A 12,210-nucleotide genomic window follows, 5' to 3' on the forward strand; every position below is an offset into this window, starting at 1 on the left:
TCAGCCACCGGTCAATGTGGGGGCTTGGTTGCGAAGTGCATCAATCACTTCGTCCGGGCTGTCGGCCGGGTCGATAAGGTCAAGCTTCTGCAGTGCGCGAACCATATCGCTGTCGCGCAGCGCACCGGACTGCCAGGCGTTGACGATTGCCGTCACCATGCCCGACTCGGCAACCTTCGCTATGAATTCTTGGTTGATGGTGTAACTCGTCGTTTCGCCCTTAATGCCGAGGTATTTCGCACACCAGCCAAGCGCCAGCGTATAGGCCTCAGAAACGTTTGAAACGCAGATACCGAGCACGGATGTGGAAGATGTTTGCTCACCACTCGCCTGGGTTGCCGTCTTCGCCGTGGCGTTCTGCTCAATCAGCCGCGCGCCCAGCTGCACCATGTAATCGCGCTTACTGTCCATGGCCTCTTTAGCCAGCATGTTCGGCTGCGCCTGGGCATAGCCAAATGAGCCATCTCTGGGAAGCATCAGTGGTGAACGGGAACCAATTTTCACTCCGGTCTTCTCAAGGTGATCGCGCCAGTTGGTATCAAGCCCAGTCATATAAGGCTGCACCTGGCCACAGAACCACACGCTGTCCTCATAGTCAGCGCTGTTCCGGTAATGGCCGTGGTTTATCTCAACCAGCGCGGCCAGCGGGGAGTCATCGATAGTGGGATCGTTGTTCTGTGCACCGACAAAAGTGAACGGGATTTCGTCCCAATAGTCCTTTCCTTTCGGCTTAGGGTGGTACTCACTGTCAACGGTGTAGGTTCCGCTTGCAGTGCCACCAGCCCGGCGCCATACCCGGCAGATGAACCGCCCTTCTTCCAGCGCCAGCTCGCGGTACTGAATTTCATCCTTGTAAGCGTAACCATCCGGCTCTTCTACGCATTCGCGCAGGACCACCAGCACCAGCTGATCGCGTCCGTTAATACGCTTTGTTCTCCAGTTGATGATGTTCTCTGCCGGATAGCGGAGGATGATCGCCTCATCGGAGGCTTCAGCGTAATCGACGTAAATGCCCTCTCGCGCAACCTCCAGCAAGTTCTCGGTCACCAGCTGCGACTGCTGGTAAATACTGGTGCCGGCCCCGTCAGCATTGTCCAACATGTATTTGAGCTTTTCAGGACCGTTAAACGTGGGGTCCTTTCGATACGCCATCCCAAGCATGCCGATCTTCGTATTGCCTGCTATGGCGTAGAACACCGCGCGGCTCAGATAGTCCTCATTACGCTTTTTATTGCGTAATGATTTATCGGTTGGGTCGAGATACGGCAGATACTTATTACCTGCCCCTTTTACGGCCTCGGCCCCTTTGCAAAAGTCCCTGTATTTCCGCCAGGCAGCAGAAGCCGCCCGGTGTTCTGGTCGAACCCAGGTGATGTCGTCGTTTGCCATATCAGAAAGTGGTGTCCATGGTGATTGAGTATGCCGGCTTCACAATGGGGTAATCCTTCACGATGAAGTACCCACCAGCATCATTGGGGTGATCGTTATCCGCTGATTTATCCGGTTCGCCGTTCGCAGCCCAGACTTGTTGTTCAAGGCTTTCGGTATAGACCGGGCAGTTCTGGACGTTGACCAGATAGCGGCGTTCGCCGTTGGCGTTACAGAACATGGCGTTCATCGAGTTGATACGGTCCTTAACCGGCGGGTTGGCATCATCAACAATGACGCTGAATCCGGCTTCGTTGAGCTGGGCGATATCGGTCTTACTGGCGTTCTGGGATTTACGGGAATCGCCTGAGGCATCCGGGTAAATATAAATCTCCCGGTTTTTCACATAGCGGCCATCCTCGTAGCGCTAGAATTCCTCCTGAATGCGCTTAATCATCGCCGGCGTGTCGTAGACCTTCACTAACTCACGAACAGCGCGCGGCAGGCCGTTACGCTTTACGTGAACAATCGCGGCCATTTTCCCAACGTTGAAGTCCATGCCGATAAACAGCGGATCCCCATCCTGAACCTCATCAGAACAGTTATTGAGCTTACGGTTGAACGTGTGGTAAATGGTCCCGCTGTTGAGGTTGGTGAATTTGCCGCGCAGATAGGCCTGAATCAGTTCGTCAGGGTATGAGCTCAGCAGCGATGGGATGTAATCAGGCGGTAGATTCTTCGCATTGTCAAACGTGCTGGCCTGAATCAGTCCATAGAGGGCCGCGAGCTCCGGCTTTTCACGAACCGCCTTCACGAACTGCTGGTAGACGAATTTGAAGCCTTCCGGCGTTGTCGTTACATCGATGCCGTTACGCAGCCCGTCTACTTTGTAGCGCATACGGGCGATGATTTTTCGCCAGGCCTGCTGCGCTTTGGCTGCCGCCATGACGTCCAGCTCATCCACCATCGCATTACCGATTTTGAAACCAACTATCGAGCCAGGTTTCTCCATCGAACGGCAGATTGTCGTCCCGCGGTATCGTCGCCCCTCGTAGAAGTGAACCTCTTTGTTCCCCTCGTTGATTTTGACGCTCAGCCCCCAGTCAAAGGCCACTTCCTCAATCGTCGGGTAGAAGATGTCACGGATCTGCGGGTACGTCGGCGCGAAATAACCCTGGTTGATTTTAGGGTGCTCCCACATCCCCTTACAGATGCCGCCACAACCCACCCACGTCTTACCGGAACCGAACCCGGCAACGTAGGCTTTGAATTTGTGCTGCATCGCGAGGAAACGCGCCTGAGGAATGTTAAGTGTCGGGCTGATCCCCATCTTCCGCCCTCGCGTCCACTACATTGATATTGATCTGAACTGGGGTCGGTTCGTCATCATCACCATCACCGGCCAGCTCTTTGCGGAGTTTCTCAACCTCCAGCTGCCGGCGGTCGATTTCGATTTGCTGGAGACGTTGAGCGAACTCGCTATCCGCCAGGCCGAGCCGCTTCATTACCGCTTCAAACATTCGCTCACGGCTGATAGCGGTTATCTCGACGCCATTCTTCCCCAGCTTCACACCGGAATAAGCCAGAGCAGCAACAGGGGAGAGTTTCCGAGTATCGGCGAAATACGGCTGACCAATACCATCGCCGTTGCAGCGCGGACAGCCTGGGTTAGGCTCTCGGGTGTGATCGTAGCCGTAACCTCCAACATCGACTGGCTCACGCTTATCGCGTTCTGTAGCTTCGAGGCGCTTCTCTTCGAATTCCACCATATCGCGCCACTGGTACTGGTGACCGAAGCCCCAGCAGTAACGACACGCGCCGCGGCGATACTGCGAAAGCTGGTTTGCATCGAAGGTGGCAAGCTGCCACATCTGCGCGAGGACTTCATCGGCACCGCCAAGCGTGCGAGCAATGGAAGCTTTCTGCTGTTGTGCAATAGCCTGGGCAACTGAAGTTTTCTGAAGGAGTTGATAACCGATTTGTTCAGCGGATTTTTTGCTGTAACCCGCCCTGATAGCGGCTTGTGTGGCGTTACCATCCTTTAGGTATTCTGCGACAAAACGTCTTTGCTGTGCCGTTAATCCATCATCATCCACCAGCTCTTCTGCGCTTTGTTCTTTTTGCGCAGTGCGCACTTTTTTCTGCGCAGTTTTTCGCGCAGTTTGCGCAGAAGGTTTTTTAATATATCGACGGGCGGTAGCGTAATTCAGTCCCTGCGCTTCACACCATTCCTTTGGTGATACGCCGGTTGCGGCATGTTCGGACAGGAACCGTTGCTGAAGCTCGCCCCAGTCCGGTTTTGCCATATTAACTCCAATAAAAAACCGCCCTTAGGCGGTTAAATTTTGAGATTTAAAATTTTGGTGCTAAGCCATACTTCGGCGTCTTTATGTTAGCAGCCCAGACTTTGATATCGTTCTGAAGCAACAAAGTGAAATCTGACTTGAGGTGGTTAACCATCTCATTGACCTTGCTTGCATCATTCACTGCAAAGTGTTCAATCTTGTCTGCTCCGACTGATACACAAGTGTAAGTTGCAGGCACATCCTTCCCGTTAGCATTAAGCCGCACCTTCTCATCTCCACAACCACCATCGGACATATAGGATACGAGCATATTAGCTGACTCCCTCCCCGGTTGAGAGATGCTTATCATGACAGGCAATCCCTCTGAGGTCTGGGTAATGTCGTAGAGTACAGCATCTTTTTGATACCAGGTATTGTATTCTCTTTCCTGAAACGCTGCGTAGGATGGCGAAGAAATCGTCGCCAGCAAGGCGATTGTAATAAAGTGAATTTTCATCGGTTGCTATTGTTTTGTTTAGGCAAAGTTATTATCCATATTGTGCCAACAGCAACAACGACGTAAGATTATTCCTACTATTTTTAGTGGTACTAAATTCTCTTTTAGCAACCGTTAAGTATCCATATATCTCATATCAATAAAGCATTATAAATCCCGGTAATTTGCATTAAGTAAAAGCTAACTCCATGGTAACGAAAAAAATTTGCAATCACCTCTCAATACATTATCAGCATTCTACAGCATCAACCTTATTTTTGGTGAGCTTTTTCGAATGGCGAACTGGCTGCTATGTTTCGTCCATGATGTCTAATAACAAAGAGTCACTTATTAAACAAATAAGCGAGTATGCCAGGCTTAACGAGCAGGAAGAAATCCAGTTGCGCAAGATAATCAGTTGATTGATTCATCCGCTTAATCTTATAACTATCATCAAGCCCACCAGCAGGTGGGCGTTGTAATGGCTGCCACTACCCGGAGTGGCCACGCTCATGCCCTTGAGTTGCTGTCGCTTCATCGCCGCTTATAACCGGTGCGCGTCTGGCGTTCGCGCTGCTTTACCGGAGCATGTCCCCTTATTTACCCTCACAACGGTCTGCTATACCTGCTCGCCATTACGCAACTCGGGGCAGCATCATGGCTGCTGCATGGCCTTATGGCTGCGGTCAACCCGCTTACTGTTTCAAGGTCTTTAGCCCATCCACCAGTGAAAACAATCTGAGGAATTTCTTAATATCCCACGCTTACGCTTGTTGTTATCTGCCTGGCTGCCAGGCTATACATGACTCTGATGCGGAGAATGCCAACTCCGGGGAACATCAATAAAAAGAGCAACGAAACTGAGACTCCTGTAGCCCTCGCTGAGAGGGCTTTTTTTTCAAAAAAAAGCCAGCTCGGACAGAACTGGCTGGGTCTAGCAGTAAGTAGGTATTACTTCGCACTCATTTCGACGTGTACCCTATTCCTTTAGTCAAGCATTCAGACGCCGGGTGCCTCCCGGTGGACTTGCATCACTCCGCAAACCCGCAACACTACGTCCAGCAGTGACTGGTTGCCCCTCCGCTCAGGGGGATTCATCTGTATGGCAGAGATATCGAATCACTCGTGCCATTAAAATGTAGCTGACAGACAAAATAAAGTTGTGAGCATTGTTAAAATTCTTCGCTAATCATTCATTCCGTATACCCATCAGGCATTAGAAGAAAGTAGATTTTCGTTCCTTTGAGTTATTTATTTAATACACCTTTTTACTTTTGAGAAATGGATTACATTTACATTCTCTTGTAATGATGACCCCTTTGGTCTCCCTTCCGAATTGCAGGATTTCATTTCGGAAGGGACTTTTTTCCTTTCCCGCCTTGATAAATACTCATTGTTTTCTAGACTGTTACATAGACTTTGCTATGTCAGGTGAAGTCGTCGTTCAGGACTACCCGTGTGCTCAAGGATGAGCCACCCTGATTTGTTCAAGCTTTTCCCTGCTAATTAATCATCTGCGCCACAAGAATTGTCCATTTGTATAACAGAATTCTCAATATTTGCTACGGTTAAAGTCCAGAGGAGAGACTGTGTCCGAACCTCAGGGATGAGGCTCAATTTTTCTCGCAATTTGCTTTCCATGCTTTGTTATGCGCCAGGATGTCTTTCTTCGTCTGGCGGTCCAGAACGTCGATGTCTTGATCCGTCAGGAAGATTGGCTTCACCCAATCGCAACCGGTATCAACCACCACCGGGACGCTTCCATTCGTTACGCAGCTCGCGATCAACATCGTCGCCAGGCATATGATTAACAGTCTGCTGTACATTGCTGGCCTCTTTCGTTGTTTCTATCCTGCGTTCGGCTGCTGCGACCATTGCCGCTGCGTTATCTTCGGTTCGCTGCTGGTCGGCTTTGGCTTCTGCTTTGCTGGTGCCGCGAAAATGGCCCAGGCCAAAAGCGCCGGCGATAGCGGAAATGACCAGTGCGGCCAGCCCGATTATTGTCTCGATACCCACACTCACCTCATACCAGAACTGATTTCGCCAGGTTAAACAACGTACGGCGTTTTTCCAGCCCGTTGCGGCCGCCATTGATTAATAGTGTCACGCGCTCAACGTCGCCGGAATGAAGAAGGCAACCGCGGGAGGCATAGAACCATGCGGCTGAGCGCGCGGCGTATTCATCCTCTTCAAGCAGTTCCGGGTGGGTTACAAGGTCCAGTTTCAACGCCTGGCCACAACTGCGATAGTTACTCAGACCAGTAACCTGTTTCAGCCCGCGACCGCGATATTTCCATCCATCACCGGCAACCTGATTGCCCAGGTGTTCTTTTCCCCACTCACCACCGTATACCAGATTAGCGATCGCTTTCTGGTTTGCCGGTTGCGTTGCCGTTCTGCCAAGTGCAGCGGCTTGCTGTGATGTGATGCGGTGGCTGCCGAACGTCGGCACCAAGTTTTCTGCCGCATAATTAAGATTTTCCACCACACAGGTAAATCTGGAGCTTTCATGCCCCATCTGGGCAATAAACATCGCCTGATCAAGCGGTGTGGTTATGCCGTATTCCTTCATAGCGGCGTCGATATGCGGAAACCAGCGCGCAGCTAACCCGGCGCTGATACCAGCCGCCTTCTGAAATTGTGTTTGATTCATTAGTGCCTCAGATGATCAACCAGACGTGCAACGTTGCCTTTGACGGCCACCAGCACGGAAAGGAATATGATGTTTGCCGCAATGGTGGCCCATGATGAATGCGGGTAAATCCCACACAGGTACGCCAGCGGTACAGCGCTATAAGTGACGGTAATCAGCCAGGCTAAACGCGAAATCCATGGCCGATGCCGCGAATCACCACGGCGATAAAACATCAGAGTAATTACAACTCCGGCGCAGAGCAGCGCGTTGATAGTTGCTGTTGGGTCATCTAGTACCACCTGAACCTCCCCGGCGCGTTATCAGCGCCACCAGCGAGCCAATGTCCTGCTTGTTCAGGAACGTAAGGATTTGAACGGCTAACGCAGAAGCTATTACGGCACCGATAGCATCCAGAGGCTTCTCGGTGTATCCCGTCCAGGATGTGAGTTTTGAACCCAACAGCCCCGAACAAAGAATGCCGACGATATACGACACGAAGAAGTATGCCAGGCGACGTAACACACTCAGGTCAGCCGCTGTCGCTATGTAAAATACGGCGCCCGCAAATGCACCAAAAACAACACCGTAGTCAGTTCCGGTCAATAGACCGTAGACACTGGCTCCAGTCAAAGCTAAACCGGCCAGCCCCGTGCCGGAAAATGGATCGGACATCGGCCCCCCTCATATTGCTGTGAATCCTCTCAGTAAATTTGAGGGGAAATAAAAAAGGCCACCCTGAGGCAGCCTGTGTTCTTCAAATTATGTTCATAAAGGTGGGGATATGGGGCCTTCCAGAACGACCGCTTCACCGTTATGGCAAAGATCGTAGCCACGAGTTAGATGCCAGACGCCTCTGATTATTTTTCCTGTAACCATATCTTCAGTTTTACCGTGCGAAAAGTAGGCGATCTGGACACAGTCATTGTGTCTAATCCAATAATATCCCTCTTTCATAATTCACCTCTTAAATTGTTTCATTTAGAAGTGTATATGACGATTCAGAACCTGGTGGTCGACAAAACGTTTTTTTTGAGGATGTGGCGCCGGGTGCCTCCCGGTGACTTATCTCTGGTCGTCAAAGTCGCGTGCATACCTGCACATAGCAGTTAACCAGACGCCCCATCGCTTAGATGGGATTCACCACATTCATAACTAAAACAAGAAACATTCATCTGGTCAATGGATGATTAATAAATGAAAAAAAAGCCTGCTCGGAAAAGCAGGCATAAATAGCTAAGTTGGCAATAACTGAGGGAGTGGTGCCGGGTGCCTCCCGGTGGAAATGATCACAGCATTCATTTCCGCGCGCTGGTTGGACACTCTGGAGAAATGTCCTGCTGAATCGCCCCTCCGCTTAGGGGGATCCACCACAAAAATGCTTTCAGAAACATCCATTACTCAGGATGCTTAAAAAGCATATGTGCAGTATGAAGAATCTGCCACGTAATCAGATGAATATATTCATTTAAATGGTTCAGGCAGAAGGCCTTCAATCACCTCTGCCTCTCCGTTGTGACAAATGTCCTCTCTCTGCGTCAGATGCCAGACACCAGTTATCAACTGGCCCGTTTCAAGGTCATCGGTTACACCATCGGTGTAGTAGGCTACCTGAATTCTGCCGTTGTGCTGTAGCTAGTAGAAACCCTCTTCCATTTTCCCACCAGCATGGCTGGGAAATTAGAAGTTACTACGGGGTTGTAAGGTTTTAGTAATTCTTAAATTGCTATAAAGCAAAAAGCCCTACGGGGTTAACCGCAGGGCTTTAAACGAAGGCAATAACCCATCGTTAGAGCAAAAATACCACAGATTCGGGAAAAGTAAATAGCTCACGATAAAATAACGCCCTATTTTGTTATCTGCTTCAACTGCGCATCGGCCCATGCCTCTTCGATGTCAAATTTGGTGATTAGCTGATCGTAAAAGGGCTTAACAGACTTCTTCCAGGTATCTAGGCTGATTGTATCCGTTATCTGGCGCACCGCAGCGTATGCCTCAGTTGAGGGGATACGCTCATATCCACGTCCGCCGCAGCGCTTACAGTCGGCCATAACCGGCACGCCCTGCTTTTCAGTGAGCTCCTGATTCACTGCTTTACCGCGCCCGTGGCAGTCTTTGCAGGCGCAACTGACAACTTTTTTACCTTCACAAGCCGAACATAGAACCCGCACCACCTCTTTCACCTGGCGTTTAACCTCGAAATCACTCGGAGATTGCTTAAGGTCTTTTGCCCACTGTGGAAGCCTCATGGTGTAGTGCGATTTCATCGTGAAAACATCAGCCTCAATGAATCCCTGCCCCGAGCAGCAATCACACTGTTTCACGCTTGCGGCGCTGCGGGAATAATCCTCAAAAGCGAAGGTGGCCAGCTGCCGCATTACCAGTGGCTTAACGGCATCGTCCAGCTTGCGCAGCGCGGCAACCTTATCGCATTTGGTTAACGCGTACTCAGCCAGCAACTCAATCGCCCTCGCCCGGTCGTTGTAACTGATGCCCATCTTTCCGAGGAAGGCACTGTATCCCATGGCGGCGCGTTCCTGGGTCATGCCCATGGCAGCCATAACATCACTCCCGGTCAGTGAATCTGAAGCAGTGGCGCGCGGAGAGTCGCTAATAAGCGTCGACTTGGCGAAGTGGTATTTGAGGGTATTTTCAAGATTCATGCGGTCTCCAGCTCAGTAATGGTGAGTTCTAATTTCCCGCCCTTAACAGCAGGCATCTTCACAACTCGATAGTCGACTACCTGGCAGTCATCCAGCCAGAATCCCGCCTTAGTTAAAGCGTCGAATGCAGCTTTTTGCAGGTTATCCAGATCGCGGCGCCGGCGGTCGGGCATGTGACATTCAATTCGGATTTTGAGTGGTGCAGCCGTTCGGATGTTTAGCCTGGCGCTTCGAATGACACTGGCCACGGCATAGCGGTACGCGACGCCATCAGCGCTAATGTGTGTACGCCCGCGGTTGTGCCGGTAATACCGGTTGTTACTCGGTGGCCAGGGCAAAGTGATTTGATATGTTTTCACGTTCACCCCCACATCCGGTTGCGCCAGCGGCTATCCGGGCGCGCTGGTGTATTTGAGGTCGGAAGGAAAGCACTGACAGTCCAGGTCACGTAATCCTTGTTTAGGCTGCGCTCAACTCGCACGCCGCGCGCTTTGTAACGCTTAACCAGTTCGTCGGCCTGTTCGGTGCTGCATTCGGTATGATGGAACCATGAATGTTGCATGCCCATCACCCCGCAAAGCCAAGCAGCTGCGCGGCGACATTTTCGGCCTCATCGCGACTGCGGAATGAACGAGACAGGACCCAGCGCCAAAGAACATCGAGCACAGCTTTATAGAGTTGTTGAAACTCGAGCTCGTCCATGTTGGCGAATGAAATGCTGCGAGGATGCTTTTTGAGTGTGCCGTCAGGTAGCTGAATAGCATCGAAGTGCCCTGCTTCGACGATCACCCAGGAGCGGTAAGCGTCAAAGGATTTGCACAGGCTAATGCCATTTGTGACCCGGCGGTATGCAACCTGCTCAAGATAATGCTCAGCAGCATCGATCAGCGCGCCCTCATTGCCGGCATACGAAGCCAGGAACTTGGCGTAGCCAGTAATCAGCTTCCTCTCGTTACTCGAGATAGCCCCGCCGGTTGGTTCCCAGTATTCAAAACCGAGATTGAGAAGCGCGAAAAAGCGCCGGTGAAATGCCGGGTTTCGTACCCGCCTGAACTCGGCAACAAGAATATCGCCGAGCCGGGTTTTTGATTGCAGGATATCCCTGGTCTCGGGCGTAGCCGGGATCAGTATTCCTGAATGGTGTTTGATAAGTTGTAATTCTAGCGCCATGGTTCTCTCCGTGGCGCATCAGGTATAGGTTGTTCAGGCCTATGAAAGAATAATATCAGACGGTGGTGTAACTCGGTACCCCAGTCGTTTTGCAAATTGCATAAACCCGTTGAGAGTGAATATTTCTTCCTCTTCGAGCAACGGTCGCAATGAAACTATTCCATTTACTCGATAAACCAGATATCTGCCCTCAGCCGGGAAGCTATAGATAACTGCTTTATCGGCCCTTCTGACCACGTCGTACCATTGATCATCTGCATTAAAGGCATCTGCACTACACACTATTTCCCCCAGAGCGACTTATTGACGCGGTAAACAGTAATCGGGAACAGCCAGGGGAACGCAAACAGCGATACTCTTTGAAACTGCTCCAGTGAAATTCACGCGATTAATAAAACCACTCGTCGGCGCTTTCCCAGGTCTCCTGCACGATTTGCTCAACCTCTTTCTTGTCGCCCCCGAAAACAGTCAAACCATCATTACTGGCACGCTTAATCGTAATCTGGCAACCATCAAACTGCTTGCTAAGTCTTTTGAGCAGTTCTGACTCGAGCGCAGGTATAGCTCCAACAGGAAGTTTCTTCATGCGATCAATGGTTAACTCGATTTTCATTTTTCCCTCCGCAATGAACAACTGTATGCATATACAGTATATTTATAAACATATCTCACGGATTTTGCAACGATTAAAGAGTGTTCGCACTATGGAGCGCTTTCAGGCTTACAGGTATATGTTTTAAGTACGATATGGGGCAGATCTCAGATTTGGAGGTCTACACAATAGTTATGTTGAATAGATTTCAGCGGAGTTTGGTGCAGTTTCGCTACTAAATTGTGGCTTAGAAATGAGATTAATAAAATGAAAATCTGTAAAGGCTAATATGGAGCTTGCTGTTACTAGCAACAAATTAGTCAGCAAGCTCTAAAACGATATGAAACATTACCAGAGCGTAATGTAATCCAACCGGTTATCGAAATTTACTGAGATGCAGGCACTGTATCATAATGACGAAAAGCCTCGATCCCGACTTTCTGACCATAAGAAAGTTCAAGTGTGTTACCATCAGGATCAGCGAAGAAGACATAATAACCTACCGGTTCCCCTGCCTGAACAGGTTCTTTTCGCAAGATGCCCTCCATCCTAGCCATCGCTACTTTATTGTCGATTTCTTCAATGCTTGAACAAGCTACTCCCAAGTGACCAAAATTACCTAAAGGGGTGTCAGTCACAGCATCAACCTGGACAAGGACAAGCGCAAAAGGGCGAGTTAGGTCACTTAACCACGCGACTTTACGTGCCTCCGGAAGGTCAGGCTCTCGCCTGTGTACGACTTCCATGCCAGCATAACGGCCGTAAAAATCAATACTTTTATCCAAATCTCTAACAACAAACGCAACGTGCGTAAAACCGACATCAATCTCTTTCATTAGGCTAATCCTTTAACTATATCGAGAATCGCCATCTTAAAAGCTCAAGCTAACTTGAGGTCAAGTGCCTTTCAATCAATGCTTTTGCTGGATTTCTTGCACGTATCTTTCAATGTCGTTGAGGGTTGCAGCCTATGCTAACTAGCTCCAGCAAAATGAAGATAAGGC

The 12,210-nt window shown here is 50.1% G+C and carries 14 protein-coding genes and 1 pseudogene; all 15 read right to left on the reverse strand.

What is annotated here, in order from left to right; genetic code table 11:
* The 15 genes and pseudogenes from L384_RS04420 to L384_RS04375 all read right to left on the reverse strand — a co-directional run bounded on the left by L384_RS04420 (position 1) and on the right by L384_RS04375 (position 12,042).
* Positions 1-1,389 carry a DUF4055 domain-containing protein gene (locus tag L384_RS04420; protein WP_023324726.1) on the reverse strand — a complete coding sequence of 463 codons (1,389 nt, stop codon included), beginning with the start codon at positions 1,387-1,389 and terminating at the stop codon, positions 1-3.
* Between the two features lies 1 nt (position 1,390).
* Positions 1,391-2,698 (reverse strand): annotated as a pseudogene (locus L384_RS0121265) (terminase large subunit domain-containing protein).
* The gene (locus tag L384_RS04415; protein ID WP_023324729.1) at positions 2,676-3,674 is read right to left on the reverse strand and encodes a terminase small subunit; all 999 of its coding nucleotides are present in this window, start codon (positions 3,672-3,674) and stop codon (positions 2,676-2,678) included. The pseudogene L384_RS0121265 and the gene L384_RS04415 overlap by 23 nt, the downstream one beginning before the upstream one ends.
* A 46-nt stretch (positions 3,675-3,720) precedes the next feature.
* Positions 3,721-4,170 (reverse strand): hypothetical protein, encoded by a 450-nt coding sequence (locus L384_RS0121270; RefSeq protein WP_032628266.1) that lies wholly within the window; start codon positions 4,168-4,170, stop codon positions 3,721-3,723.
* Between the two features lie 1,719 nt (positions 4,171-5,889).
* Positions 5,890-6,165 carry a hypothetical protein gene (locus tag L384_RS0121280; protein ID WP_032628392.1) on the reverse strand — a complete coding sequence of 92 codons (276 nt, stop codon included), beginning with the start codon at positions 6,163-6,165 and terminating at the stop codon, positions 5,890-5,892.
* A 7-nt stretch (positions 6,166-6,172) separates the two neighbouring features.
* On the reverse strand, positions 6,173-6,802 hold the full coding sequence (locus L384_RS04410) for a glycoside hydrolase family 19 protein (protein ID WP_023324732.1): 630 nt from the start codon (positions 6,800-6,802) through the stop codon (positions 6,173-6,175).
* Positions 6,802-7,083, reverse strand: coding sequence for a phage holin family protein (locus L384_RS04405; RefSeq protein ID WP_023324733.1), 282 nt, complete (start codon positions 7,081-7,083; stop codon positions 6,802-6,804). Before L384_RS04405 ends, L384_RS04410 begins: the two co-directional genes overlap by 1 nt.
* Positions 7,070-7,456 carry a phage holin family protein gene (locus L384_RS04400; protein WP_023324734.1) on the reverse strand — a complete coding sequence of 129 codons (387 nt, stop codon included), beginning with the start codon at positions 7,454-7,456 and terminating at the stop codon, positions 7,070-7,072. The genes L384_RS04405 and L384_RS04400 overlap by 14 nt, the downstream gene beginning before the upstream one ends.
* 1,172 nt (positions 7,457-8,628) lie before the next feature.
* Positions 8,629-9,444, reverse strand: a complete 816-nt coding sequence (locus tag L384_RS04395; RefSeq protein WP_023324735.1) for an antitermination protein — start codon at positions 9,442-9,444, stop codon at positions 8,629-8,631.
* Positions 9,441-9,803, reverse strand: a complete 363-nt coding sequence (gene rusA / locus L384_RS0121285) for a crossover junction endodeoxyribonuclease RusA (protein WP_032628394.1) — start codon at positions 9,801-9,803, stop codon at positions 9,441-9,443. The genes L384_RS04395 and rusA overlap by 4 nt, the downstream gene beginning before the upstream one ends.
* Before the next feature lie 2 nt (positions 9,804-9,805).
* Positions 9,806-10,012: a hypothetical protein gene (locus L384_RS04390; protein WP_023296483.1), complete on the reverse strand. Its 207-nt coding sequence runs from the start codon at positions 10,010-10,012 to the stop codon at positions 9,806-9,808.
* Complete coding sequence (locus L384_RS04385) at positions 10,012-10,614, reverse strand: DUF1367 family protein (protein WP_023324736.1); 603 nt, start codon at positions 10,612-10,614, stop codon at positions 10,012-10,014. The genes L384_RS04390 and L384_RS04385 overlap by 1 nt, the downstream gene beginning before the upstream one ends.
* A 39-nt stretch (positions 10,615-10,653) precedes the next feature.
* Positions 10,654-10,896, reverse strand: a complete 243-nt coding sequence (locus tag L384_RS22825) for a hypothetical protein (RefSeq protein ID WP_224065701.1) — start codon at positions 10,894-10,896, stop codon at positions 10,654-10,656.
* 106 nt (positions 10,897-11,002) lie between these two features.
* Complete coding sequence (locus L384_RS04380; protein ID WP_023324737.1) at positions 11,003-11,227, reverse strand: DinI family protein; 225 nt, start codon at positions 11,225-11,227, stop codon at positions 11,003-11,005.
* 365 nt (positions 11,228-11,592) lie between these two features.
* Positions 11,593-12,042 (reverse strand): VOC family protein, encoded by a 450-nt coding sequence (locus tag L384_RS04375; protein ID WP_023324738.1) that lies wholly within the window; start codon positions 12,040-12,042, stop codon positions 11,593-11,595.
* Between the last annotated feature and the right edge of the window lie 168 nt (positions 12,043-12,210).

The sequence above is a fragment of the Enterobacter sp. MGH 38 genome (assembly GCF_000492855.1).
Taxonomy (GTDB): Bacteria; Pseudomonadota; Gammaproteobacteria; order Enterobacterales; family Enterobacteriaceae; genus Enterobacter; species Enterobacter hormaechei_C.

Coding starts and splice junctions, on each gene's coding strand:
- L384_RS04400 (WP_023324734.1), bottom strand. CDS start 7,456: ATGTCCGATCCATTTTCCGGCACGGGGCTGGCCGGTTTAGCTTTGACT.
- L384_RS04420 (WP_023324726.1), bottom strand. CDS start 1,389: ATGGCAAACGACGACATCACCTGGGTTCGACCAGAACACCGGGCGGCT.
- L384_RS04415 (WP_023324729.1), bottom strand. CDS start 3,674: ATGGCAAAACCGGACTGGGGCGAGCTTCAGCAACGGTTCCTGTCCGAA.
- L384_RS04395 (WP_023324735.1), bottom strand. CDS start 9,444: ATGAATCTTGAAAATACCCTCAAATACCACTTCGCCAAGTCGACGCTT.
- L384_RS04375 (WP_023324738.1), bottom strand. CDS start 12,042: ATGAAAGAGATTGATGTCGGTTTTACGCACGTTGCGTTTGTTGTTAGA.
- L384_RS04390 (WP_023296483.1), bottom strand. CDS start 10,012: ATGGGCATGCAACATTCATGGTTCCATCATACCGAATGCAGCACCGAA.
- L384_RS04410 (WP_023324732.1), bottom strand. CDS start 6,802: ATGAATCAAACACAATTTCAGAAGGCGGCTGGTATCAGCGCCGGGTTA.
- L384_RS04385 (WP_023324736.1), bottom strand. CDS start 10,614: ATGGCGCTAGAATTACAACTTATCAAACACCATTCAGGAATACTGATC.
- L384_RS0121270 (WP_032628266.1), bottom strand. CDS start 4,170: ATGAAAATTCACTTTATTACAATCGCCTTGCTGGCGACGATTTCTTCG.
- L384_RS04380 (WP_023324737.1), bottom strand. CDS start 11,227: ATGAAAATCGAGTTAACCATTGATCGCATGAAGAAACTTCCTGTTGGA.